The sequence below is a fragment of the Nocardia sp. NPDC058114 genome (assembly GCF_042884695.1).
Classification (GTDB): Bacteria; Actinomycetota; Actinomycetes; order Mycobacteriales; family Mycobacteriaceae; genus Nocardia.
The window spans coordinates 1,734,061-1,751,870 of the sequence record NZ_JBHVTK010000001.1 but is presented as its reverse complement, the minus strand read 5'-3'; the positions used below and the strand labels follow the sequence as shown (position 1 = coordinate 1,751,870).

General features: G+C 69.2%; 16 protein-coding genes. 14 read left to right on the top strand and 2 right to left on the bottom strand.

All coding sequences use genetic code 11. The features are described 5' to 3' along the window. The first annotated feature begins 2 nt into the window (after window positions 1-2). The 7 genes from ACFVVI_RS08120 to ACFVVI_RS08090 all read left to right on the top strand — a co-directional run bounded on the left by ACFVVI_RS08120 (window position 3) and on the right by ACFVVI_RS08090 (window position 7,784). Entirely contained in the window at window positions 3-677 is a 675-nt protein-coding gene (locus tag ACFVVI_RS08120; protein WP_387444268.1) for a TVP38/TMEM64 family protein, read from the top strand. 53 nt (window positions 678-730) lie between these two features. After that, on the top strand, window positions 731-1,669 hold the full coding sequence (locus ACFVVI_RS08115) for a hypothetical protein (RefSeq protein WP_387444267.1): 939 nt from the start codon (window positions 731-733) through the stop codon (window positions 1,667-1,669). 254 nt (window positions 1,670-1,923) lie between these two features. Next, window positions 1,924-3,342 (top strand): condensation domain-containing protein, encoded by a 1,419-nt coding sequence (locus ACFVVI_RS08110; protein ID WP_378991977.1) that lies wholly within the window; start codon window positions 1,924-1,926, stop codon window positions 3,340-3,342. Between the two features lie 2 nt (window positions 3,343-3,344). Then, window positions 3,345-4,601 carry a glycosyltransferase gene (locus tag ACFVVI_RS08105; protein WP_387444264.1) on the top strand — a complete coding sequence of 419 codons (1,257 nt, stop codon included), beginning with the start codon at window positions 3,345-3,347 and terminating at the stop codon, window positions 4,599-4,601. Then, window positions 4,598-5,551 (top strand): ATP-binding cassette domain-containing protein, encoded by a 954-nt coding sequence (locus ACFVVI_RS08100; RefSeq protein ID WP_387444262.1) that lies wholly within the window; start codon window positions 4,598-4,600, stop codon window positions 5,549-5,551. The genes ACFVVI_RS08105 and ACFVVI_RS08100 overlap by 4 nt, the downstream gene beginning before the upstream one ends. Before the next feature lie 29 nt (window positions 5,552-5,580). After that, window positions 5,581-6,396, top strand: a complete 816-nt coding sequence (locus ACFVVI_RS08095) for an ABC transporter permease (protein ID WP_387444260.1) — start codon at window positions 5,581-5,583, stop codon at window positions 6,394-6,396. An 11-nt stretch (window positions 6,397-6,407) separates the two neighbouring features. After that, window positions 6,408-7,784 (top strand): hypothetical protein, encoded by a 1,377-nt coding sequence (locus tag ACFVVI_RS08090; RefSeq protein WP_378991973.1) that lies wholly within the window; start codon window positions 6,408-6,410, stop codon window positions 7,782-7,784. A gap of 4 nt (window positions 7,785-7,788) precedes the next feature. Here ACFVVI_RS08090 and ACFVVI_RS08085 read toward each other — a convergent pair whose 3' ends face one another. After that, complete coding sequence (locus ACFVVI_RS08085; RefSeq protein WP_378991972.1) at window positions 7,789-8,187, bottom strand: DUF779 domain-containing protein; 399 nt, start codon at window positions 8,185-8,187, stop codon at window positions 7,789-7,791. A gap of 158 nt (window positions 8,188-8,345) precedes the next feature. Here ACFVVI_RS08085 and ACFVVI_RS08080 point away from each other — a divergent pair, with 158 nt between their 5' ends. The 7 genes from ACFVVI_RS08080 to ACFVVI_RS08050 all read left to right on the top strand — a co-directional run bounded on the left by ACFVVI_RS08080 (window position 8,346) and on the right by ACFVVI_RS08050 (window position 15,870). Further along, window positions 8,346-9,341 (top strand): MsnO8 family LLM class oxidoreductase, encoded by a 996-nt coding sequence (locus ACFVVI_RS08080; protein ID WP_387444257.1) that lies wholly within the window; start codon window positions 8,346-8,348, stop codon window positions 9,339-9,341. 382 nt (window positions 9,342-9,723) lie between these two features. Further along, window positions 9,724-10,773 carry a 3-oxoacyl-ACP synthase III family protein gene (locus tag ACFVVI_RS08075; protein WP_378631287.1) on the top strand — a complete coding sequence of 350 codons (1,050 nt, stop codon included), beginning with the start codon at window positions 9,724-9,726 and terminating at the stop codon, window positions 10,771-10,773. Between the two features lie 8 nt (window positions 10,774-10,781). Beyond that, window positions 10,782-11,681 (top strand): hypothetical protein, encoded by a 900-nt coding sequence (locus ACFVVI_RS08070; RefSeq protein WP_387444254.1) that lies wholly within the window; start codon window positions 10,782-10,784, stop codon window positions 11,679-11,681. Beyond that, window positions 11,678-13,336 carry a fatty acid CoA ligase family protein gene (locus ACFVVI_RS08065; protein WP_387444252.1) on the top strand — a complete coding sequence of 553 codons (1,659 nt, stop codon included), beginning with the start codon at window positions 11,678-11,680 and terminating at the stop codon, window positions 13,334-13,336. Before ACFVVI_RS08070 ends, ACFVVI_RS08065 begins: the two co-directional genes overlap by 4 nt. Beyond that, a complete protein-coding gene (locus ACFVVI_RS08060; RefSeq protein WP_387444250.1) occupies window positions 13,333-14,376 on the top strand; it encodes an NAD-dependent epimerase/dehydratase family protein in 1,044 nt (347 codons plus the stop codon). The genes ACFVVI_RS08065 and ACFVVI_RS08060 overlap by 4 nt, the downstream gene beginning before the upstream one ends. 77 nt (window positions 14,377-14,453) lie before the next feature. Next, on the top strand, window positions 14,454-15,656 hold the full coding sequence (locus ACFVVI_RS08055) for a peptide synthetase (protein ID WP_387444248.1): 1,203 nt from the start codon (window positions 14,454-14,456) through the stop codon (window positions 15,654-15,656). A gap of 52 nt (window positions 15,657-15,708) precedes the next feature. Then, the gene (locus ACFVVI_RS08050; RefSeq protein WP_378631280.1) at window positions 15,709-15,870 is read left to right on the top strand and encodes a hypothetical protein; all 162 of its coding nucleotides are present in this window, start codon (window positions 15,709-15,711) and stop codon (window positions 15,868-15,870) included. 437 nt (window positions 15,871-16,307) lie between these two features. Here the strand turns inward: ACFVVI_RS08050 and ACFVVI_RS08045 are convergent, their stop codons facing one another. Continuing rightward, a complete protein-coding gene (locus ACFVVI_RS08045) occupies window positions 16,308-17,762 on the bottom strand; it encodes a PLP-dependent cysteine synthase family protein (protein WP_387444246.1) in 1,455 nt (484 codons plus the stop codon). Window positions 17,763-17,810 lie beyond the last annotated feature (48 nt).

Here is a 17,810-nt window from a genome sequence, read left to right as displayed (position 1 = left end):
GGGTGTCTCGACTGATCCGCTCCCCGCGCCTGCTCATCGCCCTGGCCGGGCTCGCCGCGCTGTTCGTGGTGGCGATGATGGTTCCGTTGCCGGGCCCGCAGCAGATCCGGGACTGGGCCGGCGACGCCGGGCCGCTGTTGCCGCTGCTGTTCTTCCTCTTCTACGCGGTGGCTGCCGTCGCGCCCGTTCCGCGCACCGTGCTCACCGTGACCAGCGGTGTGCTGTTCGGTCCGATCCTCGGTTCGGTCATCGCCCTGGCCGCCACGGCGGTGAGCGCGACCGTGGCGCTGCTCGGGGTACGCAGGCTGGGCCGCGACCGGGTCGCCGAACACCTCACGCATCCGGCGGTGCGGGCAGTCGACGACCGGCTGGCCCGCCGTGGCTGGCTCGCGGTGGCCGCGCTGCGGCTGATCCCCGTCGTCCCCTTCTCGATCCTCAACTACTGCTGCGGCCTGTCGTCGGTCCGCCTTGCCCCGTATCTCGCTGCGACAGTGGCCGGTTCGGCCCCCGGCACGATCTCGACGGTGGTGCTGGCCGGTTCCCTGGCAGGCGACAGCCACCCGATCGCGATCACCGTGTCGGCCATCTGCCTGTCGGTCGGGCTGATCGGGCTGATCGTCGACCTGCGGCTACCGGTCGACCCGGCAGCGCCGGAGCCGGAACCCGCCACCTCCTGACCGACGGCGCGCCTACCCCGAGCCGTCGCGATCCGTGCGGATAATCCCAGGTCATGGCGATCACGGTGGGACGCAGATCCGCACTCGCACTTCTGGCGGGACTCCCACTCCTGGCAGCGGGCACGGCCCGCGCGCAATCCTCGCTCGGCCCCGGGGTGGGCATCGACGCCCACCGCACCCCGGTCCGGTACACGATGACGGCCTTCCGTGCCGACAGTGATACCACCCTCGCGGTCTACGAGTCCGCGGACGGCACCGATTTCACCCCGGTCAGCGAGCACGCGTACGTGCCGCCGACCGGCCTGGTCCGCGATCCGAGCGTGCTGCTGCACACCGACGGGAACTACTACCTCACATACACGATCGCCGGTGACGCCACCGCGATCGGCTTGGCCCGCAGCCGCGACCGGATCACCTGGACGTTTCTCGCCAACGTGCCGATGCTGGTGGCGGGCAGGCTCGAAGGCGCGTGGGCGCCGGAGTGGTACGCCGACGCGGCGGGGCGAGTAGGCATCATCGTGTCGCTGACCTGGGGGCACGGCTTCACCCCGCACCTGCTCATCCCGCTCGATGCCGGGCTCACCGTCTGGGCGCCGCCGGTGCCGATGCTCGGGCTCGGCCCTGCCGGGCCCGGCTCACTCGGCCATATCGACACCACCTTGGTCCGCCTGGACGGACGTCTGTTCGCGTTCGTGAAGAACGAGGACTCCAAGCTGATCGAACTCGCCGTCGCCGACCGCCCGCTCGGGCCGTACAGCTTCGTCGCCACCGGCGACTGGGCGGGGTGGGGCGGGCCACGGGAGGGACAGTCGATCGTCCGGCTTCCCGACGGTGGGCACCGCATCTACCTGGACGCCTACACCGAGGGCCGGTACCTCTTCAGCGACAGTGTCGACGGCTTCCGCACGTGGTCGCCACCGGTCGAACTGCCAGGTCTGTCGGGCCTCATCCGGCATGGCACGGTGCTGACCGAGTTCAGCCCAGTGATCTGAACTAAAACCCCATTACTCCAGGGGCACCTGATCTAGGTTGTGATTCGGAACAAATATGAAAGTGAGCTTCTTCACACTGCCCAGTTGTGAAGAAGTAATATTTCAGAAAACTCTCAGAGTTATAGACTCCGAATAGCCCAGGGTTCGCCAGCTACGTCCGGTGCGGGATCCAGAGCAACATCCGGTGACGCGCCCGCGATCACCGAATCCCCGTCGCGCCGTTCTCGGCTTGCACTCCCATGAGGTGACCCGCCATGGAATACACCCATCTCTCCGAATTCCGGATCCGCTCCGGCGACCTGGTGATCTGGACCCCCGAGCTCACCTCCCCCGACGCCTGGCGCGACGACGAACGCCCCCTCGCCAGCGTCCACGAGCAGTACCTCGGGTTCCTCGACCCCGAAGACGCCCGCCCCGGCCGCGGCCGCTGGATCGGCACGATCTTCGAGATGGACGCCCCACTCGACGCCGACGCCTGGGCCACGACCCTGCGGCTGTGGCACGACCGCCACGAGGGCTTCCGCACCACCGTCGCCCCCACCGGCGACGGCGGCTACCACCGTGTGACCACCGCGCCCGGCACCGTTCGAGTCACCGGCGCCCCGGTCGCCGATCTCTCCGACGGCGACGAGATCAACGAATACCTCTGCGACGCATTGGAATTGCGCCTGTCGGCACTGGTGTGGCCGCATCTGCTGGTGGCCACGGTGGCCCACGACACCGACGACTTCACCGTCCTGGTCGGCGCCGACCACTCGGTGCTCGACGCCTACTCCCAGGCCGTGCTCATCCTCGAGCTGCGCACCCTCTACACCGCGGTCACCACCGGCGGCGAGATCCGCGACTCGGCCACCTTCGGCAGCCCGGCCGACTACGCCGTCATCGAGCGCGCCGCCGCTGAGGAACTCGATCCCGACTCCCCCGCCGTCGCGGTGTGGCGCGAGTTCCTCGGTACGCCGGGCTCGCCCATGCCCCGCTTCGCCGCGGATCAGGTCGCCGTCCTCGACGGTGAACACGCCCAGCCCAGCGTCTCGCGCACCCTGCTCAGCATCGAACAGCTCGAGGAGGTCGAGGCGGCTCTCGATCGGCTCAAGCACCGGCTGTCGGTGACCGTGTTCGCCGCCCTGGCGATGGCCTCTCGGGAAACCTTCGGCGACGACCGGTTCCGCACCGTGATGCCGATCGCGACCAGGCCCGACCTCACCTGGCTCGAGTCGATGGGCTGGTTCGTCAATGTCGTCCCGGTCGACGTGACGCTGCCGCCGGGCGCGGACATGACCGTCGCGCTGGAGGCCACCCGCGCCTCGCTCAAACGCGCCCACCTCTGCAACGACGCGTCCTGGGGCCGTTCCCTGGCGATGGTCGGCGCCGTGGAGGGTCCGACCTACGGCGCGTCCTTCCTCGACATCCGCATGCTTCCGGATTACGAATTGGTCGCCGACCTGCGCGGACGCACCCTGCGGGCGGTGTCGTACTCCACCGACGAGGTGTACTTCTGGGTCGTGCGCGGCCCCGACGGGCTCTATGTCTCCACCCGCCACCCCGCGGGCCTGCCCGGCGAGGTCATGGAACGCTTCCTCGCCGAGTTCGCCAGGGCCATGTACGCGGTGACCATGGTGGCGCCCGCTCCCGCACCGGTCACCGATGCCGCGGCAGCGCTGAGCGCGGGCTGAGAATGCGTGCACTGCTGGCCTTCACCGGGAGCCGGGGCGACGCCCAGCCCGGCATTCTTCTCGCTCGCGAGCTGCTGGCTCGCGGGCACTCGGTGACGCTCGCACTCTCGCCCAATCTCGTCGACTTCGCCACCGCGCACGGCGTCGCCGCCGTCGGTTTCGGCCGCGACAGCGCCGAACTGCTGCGCACCCAGCACGACGATCACCGCTTTCGCAGCCCGAATCCGCGACAGCGGGTGCGCGCGGTGCTGGATCTGCAACGGCGCGGAGTCGTCGAGGCGGTGCGCGATCTGCTCGTGCTCGCCCCCGGTCACGACGTGCTCGTGACCGGGATGGCGGGCGAGGAGGCGGCCGAGAAGGCCGCGCGACGCGTCGGGTTGCCGCTGGCCGCGGTGCACTTCTTTCCGATCCATCCGAATCGATCGGTCCCCGTGGTCCCCACCGCGTGGGGCGCCCGTATTCCGAAGGCGCTCAACCGGCGGATCTGGTCGGCGCTGCGCTGGGCACGCGACGCCGCGCTGGAACAGCCGCTGTCGGAGTTCGGGATCGTCGAACATCAACTGCCCGATCGGGTGTCGATCCAGGCCTATGACGTCGACCTGTTTCCCGGGCTGGCCGCCGAGCTGCCGGATCGACACCCGGTGACCGGCTTCGCCGTCGATGCCGACGGATTCCTCAGCGCTGCGGCCGATCCCGCGCTGACCGCGTGGCTCGACGCCGGTTCGGCGCCGATCTATGTCGGCTTCGGCTCGATGGCGGTCGACGACCCGGCCGCGCTGGTGGCGATGTTGCGCGCGGTCTGCGCCCGTCGTGGTCGCAGGCTGCTGCTGGCCGCGGGGTGGGCGGGCATCGCACCTGTCCTGTCGCCCGAGATGGCCGTCGTCGAGCAGGTCGATCACGCGTCGGTGTTCGCGCGCTGTATCGCCGCGGTACACCACGGCGGCGCGGGCACCACCGCCGCCGCACTGAGAGCCGGTGTCCCGCAGGTGATCTGCGCGATCCAGGCCGATCAGCCCTATTGGGGCCGGGCACTGGAACGGCTCGAGATGGCGGGTACCGTGCGTGCCGCCGAGCTCACCGAGGACGGGCTCACCGCCCTGCTCGATCGCGTCGCGGACCCGGACGTGGTCTCGCGAGCGGCCGCGTACGCCGGCCGGTTCGCCGGCACCGGAGTGGCACGCGCTGCCGACGAGGTGGAATCCCTTGTCCCCCTGCCGTTCCCGAGTAGTTTGTCCATCCACGCCGGGAGGCCGCAGTGAGCACCGATATCGCCGTCCGCACCCGCGGTCTCGGTAAGTCCTACGGCGACTTCACCGCCGTCGGCAGCGTCGACCTCAGCATCGCGGCCGGATCGGTGTTCGCGATGCTCGGTCCCAACGGCGCGGGCAAGACCACCACCGTCCGCATGCTCGCCACGTTGCTGCGACCCGACCGGGGCAGCGCCGAGGTATTCGGCTACGATGTGGTGCGCGAGGCGACCGCGGTGCGCTCGATGATCGGGCTCACCGGCCAGTACGCCTCCGTCGACGAAACCCTCACCGCCGGTGAGAATTTGCGATTGTTCGGACGGCTGCTCGGCCTGTCGCGGCGCGCTGCCGCCGACCGGGCCGAGCAACTTCTCGAGGAATTCGAGCTCACGGCCGTCGCGCGCCGCAGCGTCAGCGCGTTCTCCGGCGGCATGCGACGTCGACTCGATCTGGCCGCGACGCTGATCACGGTGCCACCGCTGATCTTCCTCGACGAGCCGACCACCGGCCTCGACCCGCACACCCGCGACCGCATGTGGGGCATCGTGCGCGGACTGGTCGCCCGCGGGGCCACCGTGTTGCTCACCACCCAGTATCTGGAGGAGGCCGACGCACTCGCCGACCGGATCGCGGTCATCGACCGCGGCACGCTCGTCGCCGACGGCACTCCCGCCGAACTCAAGTCCTCGATCGGTGAGCAGGTGCTGCGCCTGGACATCCCCGACACCGCCGACCTGCGCCGGGCCGAGGCGCTGATCCAGGAGATCACCGGCGACGTCCCGGAAGGGTCGTCGACGGGGACGTTGACCGTGGCACTGCACGACGTCACGCGCGGCGCCGATATCGTCGCCGCCTGCCGCGCCGAGGGCATCACCCTACGAGGTTTCGCGGTGGACCGGCCCGATCTCAACGAGGTGTTCCTGTCGCTGACCGGGCACGCGCGCACCGTGGACGCGGCATGAGCACCCTTCGCGAAAGTTCGAGGACCACCATGACCCACACGGTCGACAAGCCGCTCCAGGTGGTGCGCGCGCCGCGCGTGACCCGTGTCGGTCCGCTTGCCGCCCTGCGGCATTCGCTGATGATGGCCTGGCGCGGACTGCTCACCTTCCGGCACAGCCCGCAGCTGCTCTACGACGCCATTCTGCTGCCGATCGTCGGTCCGGTGCTGTTCGGCAGCATCTTCGGCACCGCCATCGCCGGCAGCATGGCGGCGTATCTGCCGATCATGATCCCCGGCGTGCTGGTCCAGATCGTGCTCACCTCCTCGGTCGCCACCGGTGTGCAATTGTCCGAGGACATCCACTCCGGTGTCTTCGACCGTTTCGTCGCCATGCCGATCGCCCGGTCCGCCCCGGTTGCCGGGGCATTGCTGGCCGGGGCCGTGCGCTACCTGATCGCCGCGACCACTGTGGTGATCGTCGGCTTCTGCATGGGCTACCACCCCGCGCACACCGCCGGATTCCTGGCGGGCGCGGTGCTGGTCGTGTTCGCCACCACCGCCATCAGCTGGTTGTTCGCGTTCATCGGTGCCACCATCGCCCGCCCAGCCGCCGTGCAGGGCATGTCCATGCTGGTGCTCACCTTTCTCGGCTTCGCCTCCAATGCGCTGGTCCCCGAGGAATCGATGCCGAGCTGGATGCGGCACGTCTCGGACCTGAATCCGGTGTCCTACCTGGTCTCTGCCGTACGCACCCTCGCCGCGGACGGCACCGTCGGCGCCGATGCCTGGTGGTCGCTGGTCGCCTCGGTGGTCGTGGTCGCTGTTTTCGCGCCGCTGACCGTGCGCACTCTCCGTTCCCGCTAAGGAGCCATTCGATGACTGTCATCGCCCCCGCTGTCACGGTGTCCACCGACCTCAACCGGATCACCGCCGACGACGATCTGTTCTTCAAACTGCACAGCCTCTACCCGAACGCCCTGGTCAACCAGCTGGCGTACCGCTTCGACAGCGCGTTGAGCCGGGATCTGCTCGCCGACTGGCACGCGCACCTGGCGACCGGGTTCATCGCGCGCCGGGTCCGCACCACGCGCTTCCCGATCGCGCGTGCGCACTGGGAGCCCGCCACCGAATCACTGCCGCTGCGCTGGTCGGACACCCCGATTCCCGAGGAGCGGGTCCTCGACTGGTTCCTCGAGCAGGCCGCCGTCGAGTTCGACCCCGAGCGCGGGCTCGTGTGGCAGCTCGCGGGTGCGCCGCTCGCATCCGGTGGCACCGTGGTCACCTTGGTCGCCTCGCACGTGGCGTGCGACGGCGGCGCCATGATGCACGCGATCGTCGATTCCCTGGACCGGCTCAACCGCGGCGAGACACCCGACCGCCACACCAGCGCGGGCAGGCTCGTCGGCCCGGTCGCGGGCGCGGGCCGCTTCGCCGCCGATCTCGCGGATGCGCGTAGCCAACTCGGTGCCGTCGCCCGTGGCGTCCGGGCGGCACGCCGCGCCCGCGGTGTCAGCGAACCCGCCCGCAATCCGCGCCCGGCGGCGCCGCGGCTGCCCCATGCCGACACCTGGCAGGCGGCCGAGGCCATCGTCCAGCTCGATCTCGCCGAATGGGACGCCGTGGCCACCGCGCACGGCGGCACCACCAACGGCCTGCTGATCGGTGTCGCGGTCGGGCTGCTCGGTCGCAGTGGCCGCGTCGCCGACGGCGCCGAGGTGCGCGTCGACATTCCGCATTCGATGCGCGAGGCCGACGACCCACGCGCCAACGCCACCACCGGGCTGCCGATCAGCGTCGGCTACCGGGCGGGCGAACGCGCCGATCTGCCCGCGATCCGCGCCGCGCTCAAGGCGGCGGGCCTTGCCTATCGCGATCCGGCGACCATCCCACCCATCCAGCACCTGCAACCGGTGCAGATGCTGTTGCCCAAGGTGGTGCTGCACAAGTTCGCGCGCACCGCCAAGGCGCCGGAATGCCTGTGCACCAACATGGGTCGCACCGCGCAGAACATCGCGGTCCTCGGATCACACCGCGCACGCGATGTGATCATGCGCCCGGTGGTCAATCCCGGTCCGGTCGAGTTGTTCCGCCAGGTAGAGGTCGGTGTCAATCTCGCGTTCTCCTGCGATGACGACACGGTGACACTCGTGGTGACCGGCGGCGACCCCGATCGTTTCCCCACCCGCGCGGCACTGCGCGAGCTACTGGCCGCCGAATTCGCGGACTGGGGACTGACGCCGCGGTTCTGGTGACGGGCTAGGAGGCTTCCTCGACGAAGTCGACGGCCGCCTCTGCCTTGTCGATCCGCAGCGCGAACCGGAATCCGCATGCCGTCTCGAGTGAGGCGGAGCCTGGCTGCGGACGGTTGCGTACCTCGATGCTGACATCGAGGTCGTCGAACCCGACGTGGAACCGGTCGGCCATCCACAGTTGGGTGTGCCACGCCGTCTGCCCGGCGAGGACATCGCCGGGCGCGGGCCGGAAGTCCCGCAGCCGCACACAGACCGGCGTGTACCCGTCGGTGTCGGGCGCGAGGTACAGCACCACCGGGCCGTGCATCTCGAGCAGCAGCCGCAGCACACGCAGCGCATCATCGCTGGCCTCGACCGCACGGTGGCGATGATCTACCTTGCGGCCGTTGGGATGTCGAACCATAGTGCGCTCCTCGCAGTTTTCTCGCCGGTGATCGTGCTCGGGGCACACTATCGTTGCGAAAGGTTGGTCCAGGGTTGGTACCGGTCCAAACCTTCGAAGATCACCCGCGCGTGTCACCGCCACGGAATCACCTCGTGTCTGCGACGTTGACTACTGATATGGCACTCGAATCGGTTCGCTTCTCGATCCTGGACCGCTCACGCGTGCGGCGCGGGCAGGACCACACCGACGCCCTGCGGGAGACGGTCGCGTTCGCGGTCCTCGCCGAGCAGTGGGGCTACCACCGGTTCTGGGTCGCCGAGCATCACAGCGTTCCCGGTGTCGCCGGAACCGCGCCGACCGTGCTGGCGGCGGCGGTCGCGGCGGCCACCACGCGCATCCGCGTCGGCACCGGTGGGGTGATGCTGCCCAATCATCAGCCACTCGTGGTCGCCGAGCAGTTCGGCGTGCTCGGGTCGCTGTTCCCCGGACGAATCGACATGGGCCTCGGGCGTTCGGTCGGATTCACCGACGGCGTCCGCCGCGCGCTCGGCCACGGCCTCGACGACGCCGACGATATCGACGCACGCCTCACCGAGGTTCTCGACTACTTCGCGGTGGGCAGGCAGGGTGTGCACGTCCGCTCCGCGGAGGGCGCGGACGTCCCGGCGTTCCTGCTCGCCACCGGCTCCGGGGCCGAGCGCGCCGCACGATTCGGGCTGCCCCTGGTGATCGCCCCGATCGCGGGCACGCAGGCGATGGTGGACGCGATCGAGCGGTACCGCACCCTGTTCCAGCCCTCGGCTCGAGTCCCCCGCCCGTACGTCGTCGTCTCCGCGACGGCGATGATCGCCGACTCGATCGAGCAGGCGCACCGACTGCTGCTCCCGGAGGCCTGGTCGAGCGCCTACTCGCGCACGCACGGCGAGTTTCCCGCACTGATCCCACCCGAGGAGATCGACCCCGCGACGATGACCGACCGCCAGCGCCACCTGTTCGAGCAGGCGCTCGGCCACCAGATCCACGGCACCGAGGATCAGGTGGCCGAAGTATTGGAGAAACTGGTGAGCCGCACCGAGGCCGATGAAATCCTGGTCCACACCAGCACTTTCGATCGAGCGGCGCGTCTGGAATCACATCGACGGCTGGCCCGCATCGTGGGCCTGGGCGGCTAGTTCTCGCCGACAAAATTCGCGAGACCACTTGTACTCCGAAAACAAACCCGCCCGGCTCGCAATTTATTCGACGGTGTAAACAATCGTGAAGTGACTCACTGCGCGAGCACCGTTCTGCAGGACCACATCACCGCGGCGAGGCGGATCGGCCCGATAGCCGTACCATTGCCCACAGCCACACAAACGCCCTGGTCCAGGTGATCTGTGGGACTCGAGTGGATTGCCGAAGTTTCCGCAACACCGTGTCGCACAAACGATCTCGGACCGGCCAGTGCGCTGGATCACTGCACCCGATGCCGGCCGATGACCGGTATGGTTCGAGTCCACCGGCGCTCGAGATTCGTCCGGTAAACCATTCTTTCGACCGCATCCGGGAGCTCACGTGTCACAATCGCGTTTCGAATCCATCGGGGCATATCTTCCGTCGAACATCTTGTCCACCACCGAATTGATCTCCCGGTTGAAAACGCCACCGTCGTTCGATCTGGAGCGCATCACCGGCGTGAAAGAACGCCGTGTGCGCGACACCCGCCCGGAGTCGGTCGAGGACTCGTTCACCCTCGCCGTGAACGCCGCGCGCGACTGCCTGTCGCGGTCGAGCTACGCGCCGGGCGAGCTGGACGTGATCATCTCGTGTTCGATCACCCGCAGCAACGACGGCACCCGCATGTACATGGAGCCCTCGTTCGCGTCGACGATCGCCAAGACCCTCGGCGCCGAACGCGCCATCACCTTCGACGTCTCCAACGCCTGTGCCGGAATGCTCACCGGCACCTACATTCTGGACCGGATGATCCGCTCGGGCGTGGTGCGCAACGGCATGGTGGTCAGCGGCGAGGCGATCACCCCCATCGCCGAGACCGCGGTGAACGAGATCACCGAGAAATACGATCTGCAGTTCGCCTCGCTGTCGGTGGGCGACTCCGGGTGCGCGGTCGTGCTGGACCGCGCGGTCGACGACGCCGACAAGATCCACTACATCGAATTGCTCACCGCCGCAGAACATTCACACCTGTGCCTCGGTATGCCCAGCGACAAGTCGTCGGGCGTCGCGCTCTACACCGACAACCGCAAGATGCACAACGAAGCGCGGTTCCTGCTCTGGCCCGACGCCCAGGGCAGTTTCCTCGAACAGCAGGGCCGCGACTTCGCCGGCGAGCAGTTCGACTACATCATCCATCACCAGTTCGGTGCTGCCGCAGTGCCCTACATCAACGCGGTCGCCGCGCGTGAGTTCGGCGCCGAGATGCCGCCGGACCTCAATGTGATCGAGAAGTACGGAAATACTTCGACCACATCACATTTCATCGTTCTGCACGATCAGCTCGCCGACGACAACATCGCCGCGGGATCGAAACTGCTCATGGTGCCCGCCGCGTCCGGTGTCGTCGCGGGATTCCTGTCCGCCACCATCTCCTCCCTGAAGGTCTGAGGTCAACAATGGGCATTCGCATCCGAGCCACGGGCACGAGCAGGTCGACCGACACCCACAGCGTCGTCACCCACAGCGGGCGGGCCGCCGCACAATGTCTGGAGCAGGCCGGCGTCCGCCCCGACCAGGTCGGCGTGCTGATCAATACCGGCGTGTTCCGCGACTCGAACACCGTGGAACCGGCGGTGGCCGCGCTGATCCAGAAAGCGGCGGGTATCGGGCTCGACTACACCAGGACCGATCCGCGGACCTTCTCCTTCGACCTGATGAACGGCGCGGTCGGCGTCGTCAACGCCGTACAGGTGGCGGGCTCGGTCTTGGCGACGGGCAGCACCGAGCACGTTCTGATCGTCGCGGGCGACACGCACCCGTCGATGACCCGGTCGAGCGCCGACGCCGACTTCCCTTACGCCACCTCGGGTGCCGCGCTGCTGCTCGAGCAGGTCGACGACCCCGAGGGCTTCGGCCCGGTGTACACCGCGACCGCACCCGGCACCGCCGCGGGACAGGCCTACGTCGACACGGCCGCCATGGGCACCGTCGGGCGAACGCTGATGACGATCGAACGCGAACCCGACTTCGAGGACCGCATCCTCGCGGTGGCCACCGAAGTCGCGCACTCCGCGCTCGCCGACTTCGAGGGCGCCTTCGTCGCGTTGATCGCCTCCACTCCGAGCCCGCGCTTTCCCGGGCGCCTGGCCGACGCGCTCGGCATCGACCAGGACGCGGTACGGGTGCCCGACCTGTCCGACGGCGACCCGCACACCGCCGCACTGCCGTTGGCCTACGCCCGCGCGAGCGCCGAGGGTACGCTCGCCGGCTACACCCACGTGCTGTTCGTCGCCGCGGGCGCGGGCCCGTCCGCCGCCGCGACGCTGTACCGGCTCCCCGCGGAGACCACCGCGTGACGACGGCGACCTACTGGGCCACGATCGACCGCTTCCGCACGCTCGCCCGCGAGGAGCCCGACCGCGAGGCGGTCATCTATCCCGACGGCACGACCGCCGAAGGGCTACCCGACTACCGCGACATCACCTATCGCGACCTCGATCGCTGGTCCGACGCCATCGCCGAACATCTCACCGATTCCGGGGTGGGCAGCGGCACCCGCACGATCGTGCTCGTGCTGCCGAGCCCGGAGCTGTACGCGATCCTGTTCGCGCTGTTGAAGATCGGCGCCGTTCCGGTCGTCATCGATCCGGGCATGGGTGTGCGCCGCATGGTGCACTGTCTGCGCGCGGTCGAAGCGCAGGCGTTCATCGGGATCCCGCAGGCGCATGCCCTGCGGGTGCTGTTCCCGCGCAGTTTCCGGGGTGTGCGCACCACGCTCACCGTGGGGCGCCGCTGGTTCTGGGGTGGGCCGACGCTGGATTCGTGGACTCGCACCCCCTCCGGTACGCCGCCCGAGCGCGTACCCGCCGATCCCGACGAGTTGCTGATCATCGGATTCACCACGGGCAGTACCGGTCCCGCCAAAGCCGTCGAGCTGACGCACGGCAATCTCGCGGCGATGGTGGAGCAGGTGCACGCCGCCCGCGGGCACACGCCACCCGGCACGTCCCTGGTGACACTGCCGCTGGTGGGCGTCCTCGATCTGCTGCTCGGGTCGCGGTGTGTGTTGCCACCGCTGATTCCGAGCAAGGTCGGCTCGACCGATCCGGCGCACGTGGTCGACGCGATCGGGCGTTTCGGCGTGCGCACGATGTTCGCCTCGCCCGCGGTCCTCATCCCGCTGCTGGAACGGTTGCGCGCGCATCCGGTCGACCTACCGTCGCTGGCCAGTATCTTCTCCGGTGGCGCCCCTGTTCCGCACTGGTGCGTCGCCGGGTTGCGCGAGGTCTTGCGCCCCGATGTCGAGATCTACGCCGGATACGGCTCGACCGAGGCGCTGCCCATGTCGACGATCGAATCGCGGGAATTGCTCGCCGGTCTGGTCGAGCGCGCCAAGAGCGGCGAGGGCACCTGCATCGGCCTGCCCACCGATCGAGTGCGTGTCCGGCTGCTCGCCATCACCGATGATCCCGTCGCGACCTGGGACGACACCGAAGAACTCGGCGCACGCGAGGTCGGCGAGATCGTGGTCGCGGGCCCGAATGTGAGTACGCGCTACTACTGGCCCGCGCAGGCCAACACCGCGGGCAAGATCAGCGATGGCGAGCAGATCTGGCACCGCACCGGTGATCTGGGATGGCTCGACGAGCAGGGCCGGATCTGGTTCTGCGGGCGCAAGAGTCAACGGATCACGACCGCGCGTGGTCCGATGTTCACCGTGCAGATCGAACAGGTCTTCAACGCGGTCGCCGGAGTTACGCGCACGGCGCTGGTCGGTGTCGGCGCCCCCGGCGCCCAGCGTCCGGTCCTGTGCGTGGAGCTCGAACCCGGCGCGGACGCGGTGGCCGCACTCACGCGATTGCGGACGCGCGCCACCGAATTCGACACTCTCGCTCCGGTCGCCGAATTCCTCGTACATCCGCGCTTCCCGGTCGATATCCGGCACAACGCCAAGATCGGCCGCGAACAACTCGCCCGCTGGGCCACGAAGAAACTGGACTCGCGACGATGAAGATCCTGGTCACCGGCGCGTCCGGATTCCTCGGCGGCGCCATCGTGCGGGCGCTGGTCGCGCAGGGCTCCCACGATGTCTCGATCCTGGTGCGGCGCAGCAGTATTCTCGACGATCTCGGTCCAGCCGTGGAGCACGTCACCCTCGTCTACGGGGACCTGGCCGACGCGGCGTCGCTGAGCCGGGCCACCAGCGGCATGGACGCGGTGATCCATAGCGCCGCGCGGGTCGACGAACGCGGCACCAGGGACCGCTTCTGGACCGAGAACGTGCGGGCCACCGTGCTGCTCCTGGATGCGGCGCGGCGCGGCGGCGCGGGCCGGTTCGTTTTCATCTCGAGTCCGAGTGCCCTGATGGAGCGAGACGGCGGCGATCAAGTCGACGTCGACGAGTCGCTGCCGTATCCGAGCCGCTACCTCAATCACTACTCCGAAACCAAGGCCGCGGCCGAACGCGCCGTACTCGCCGCGGACACAGCGGAATTCACGACCGTGGCGCTACGACCGCGAGCGATCTGGGGCGCCGGAGACCGATCGGGGCCGATCGTTCGATTGCTCGATCGCACCGCCGCGGGCTCGCTGCCGGACCTGTCCTACGGTCGCACCGTCGAGGCCTCGCTGTGCCACGTGGACAATATCGTGCACGCCTGCCTCCTGGCGGTGCGCTCGGACACGGTGGGCGGCAAGGCGTATTTCATCGCCGATGCCGAGAAGACCGATGTCTGGGGGTTCCTCGGTGAGGTCGCCACGCGATTGGGCTTCCAGGCCCCGGCGCGCCGGCCCAACCCGCGGGTGCTCGCCGCCGTCGTCGCGACCATCGAAACGATCTGGCGGATACCGGCGGTGGCCGATCGCTGGTCGCCTCCGCTGTCGCGCTACGCCGTCGCGCTGATGACACGCACCGCCACCTACGACACCGGTGCGGCTCGCCGCGATCTCGGCTACGTGCCTGTGGTGGATCGCGAGACCGGTCTGGCCGGATTCCTGACGTGGCTCGACGAGCAGGGCGGCATCGAGGTGCTCGCCGAGAACCTTCGATAGTTCGCGGCCACCGTCACACCCGCCACGACACCTTCGGCACGGCCCGCGCGGCACCGACGACGCCCCAGGAGGCAATCATGAACGGCAGCAACGTTTTCCGTCGTCCGGTGACGACCACCGAGCGGATGTATTTCCCCATGCGCGAGCTGGCCCCGCCCTTCCTCATGCAACTGGTGGTTCCCGGTGAGGGCAACATCGACCCGGATGCATTGCGCACAGCGGTAACCACCGCCGCGGCGGCCACCCCCGGTGCGCGACTGCGGCGGCGCGGCAACGAGTGGGTCGACAGTGACATCGCCCCGGCCGTGCGCGTTCTCGACCACCGGCTGAGCTACCCCGCCCTCGAGACCGATCCCGTCCTCACGGGCGCGATCGGACCGACCCCTGATGCCACCGTCGAGGTGCTGCTGCTCGCCGGCGCGCCGACCACGCTGATCTTCCGCGTCTTCCACGGCGTGATGGACGGCATCGGCATGGTGGCGTGGGTGACGAATGTGCTGCGCGCACTACGCGGTGACGACCCGGTTCCCCAGCCCGATCCGATCGCCGACCAGGAACTCGTCGCGAGAATCGGCGCTCCCGGCAGGCCGACTCCGATGGTTCCGCGCTACCGCACCGCCGTCGGCCGAGGCCGGCAGCGCCGTGATCTCGCGCCGCATCTGCTGCGTCATCGCCGAATCGCGGCCGCTGGTTCCGGCGCATTGGCCCGCGTCTGTGCCCTGCTGGCCGCCGAGACTCCCGGCACCTCGCGCATCATGATGCCCGTGGACCTGCGCCGCCACGACCCGGCGCTGCGCTCCACCGCCAACCTCGCGCTACCGCTGTTCCTCGATATCGAGCCCGGACGCGACTGGATCTCGATCAAAGACCAGATCAAGGCCGGTTTGCACGAACGGCGCGAGCTGAATCAGCTGGCCAGCACCCGCATCACCCTGGTCCCGGACCCGATCAACCGCAGCGTGCTGCGCACCACGAACTGGCTCGGCGCCCGCCTCGGCCGAAACCTCGCCTCGGCCACCGTCTCCCATATGGGCCGCTTCACCGCCGACGAACTCGCCGTCCCCGGCTTCCGCCCGACCGGACTGTTCGTCCTGCCCCAGCACAGCATCGCCATGCCCCTGCTGTTCGGGCTGACCGAGTTCGACGGCCACACCGACCTGACCGTGTCGGCACGCAACGGCGCGGGCATCGAGGCCCGCCTCGAAGCCCTGCTCGATCGCATCGTCGCCATGCTCGAAGCCGACCTTCCCGCACCGAGCCCGGCAGACCGGCAGCGGTAGCCACCCGCCCGACTCCGGCAACCAGGTCGCTATCGCGACTATCCTGGACACCGTGGGCATCATCGGTGAACTCTTCCCAGGCAAGAAGCTGCAGAACGAGGGCAGCGGCGACTCCAACGGTCAACCCCACCTCGACTTGGACCTCGAAGCAGGCGTCATCCGGGTCTCCGGCGCCACCACCGCGCCCCCGACCGACGACGAACCCGACGCCTGACCTGCCACCGTCGGTCCGCGTGACCGGCTCGGCAGTGCGCTGTCGTTCGCGGGCCACTCGATCGACGCGACCGTTCTGACATGCCGTCTCTGGGCCGGGCCGGCGCTCGCATGCGCCGCGGTCGCCTCGCGAGTCACTAACCACCGAGGAAGGCCGTCCAAGCGAGCATCGAAGCGGCGAGCGCGTTCTCCCATTCCGGTTCCCGCTCCCATGGTTCGTCGCGCGATCCCGAAGGCGGAATCGCCCGCCGATTCGGGGTCGAGGCGGCGACCGGATCCCTCCATCGGCGCACACCCCAGCGGGGGTGTTCGCCGCCCATCGCTACCGTCGCCATCACTGCGCCGAGGAAGCGTCGGCGGCCGGATGCGCGCGTCGGCCATGGACGGAGGCCACTGTGGACACACCGAGCGCCCCCAGCGCGGCCCATGTCATGCGTCTCATGACGCCTCCGCGCGCACGAGTGCGGCGACGAACGCAGCAGCGTCGACCCCACCGACCACGCGGCCCTCGTGCACGATCAGCACCTCACCGTGATAGTCGGCGAGCCGTGTCACCGCGGCTCCCACCGGCTCGGGGGTGCCGGCGAAGGCCGGCGGCGGATCCAGGTGCGCGCCGATCGGATCCTCGTCCGGAGCGCCGACGAGGCGCGCCTGCGTTGCGGTACCCAGCACCTCGGCGACTACCACCGGCCCCGCGGTCTGCCGGGCGAGGACGACCGGAAGAGATCGTCGCGAAGCCAGTTCTCGGCGGACCGACGCCACGGTCGTTGTCGACGGGAGCAACCGCGCCTCGGCGAGCACCGACGAACCCGCCCCGACCGACCGGGCTCCCTCGACCACACCGAGCGCCGAACCGACCGTCAGCTCACCATGGGCCGCGAGCAACGGAAATCCGTACTGCCCGAGCCAACCGTCGTCGAAGTACTTCGACAGGTATCCGCGTCCCGAGTCGGGCGCGATCACCACCACCACATCCTCGGGCCCGAGCGCGCGGGCCACCCGCAGCGCCGCGGCGATCGACGTGCCGGAGGAACCACCGAGCAGCAGACCTTCCTCCTTGGCCAGCCGGTGCAGCACTCGGAGCGATTCCCCATCGGAGATCCGCTCGACACGGTCGATCACCTCGGTGTGGTAGGACTGCGGCCATTCGTCGAGCTCGGTGTCGGGATGCCGGTAGTGGCCCACCGACTCGACATACCAGGCACGACCGTCACCGCCGCCGTACACCGATGTCTCGGGATCGGCGCCGACGACCTGGACCCGGCCACCCGAGGCCTGCTTCAGGAATTCCCCTGTGCCGCTGACGGTTCCGCCGGTGCCGATGCCCGCGACAAAGTGGGTGACGCCGCCGCCGGTCTGCGCCCAGATCTCGGGACCGGTGGTTTCACGATGAGCGGTGGGGTTGGCCGGGTTGTCGTACTGGCCCGCGAACCAGGCACCCGGGATTTCCTCCGCGAGCCGCAGCGCGACACTGCGCAGGTGCTCGGGGTGCCCGACCGGACGGCCACCGGGTGTCACATGCACCTCGGCGCCGTAGGCCCGCAGCAGCGCGATCTTGTCGCGGCTCGACTTGTCCGGCACGACCACCACCGTGCGGTAGCCGCGTGCCGCCGCGATGGCGGCCAACCCGATGCCGGTGTTGCCGGAAGTCGCCTCCACCACGACCCCACCGGGCCGCAACTCCCCCGCGGCCTCGGCCGCGTCGAGCATGAACAGCGCCGCCCGATCCTTCACGCTCCCCGCGGGATTGAGATATTCGAGCTTCACATACACCGTGGCGGCGATGTCGTCGGTGATCCGGTTCAACCGGACCAGCGGGGTGTGCCCGATGGCCTGGTCGATGGAATCGAACACCGTGGCGGTGCGCACAGTGTGATCGATGTCGATGGTCATGCGTCCGAACTTCCTGTTTCGCCGAGCGACCGCGGCACTGCACACCGC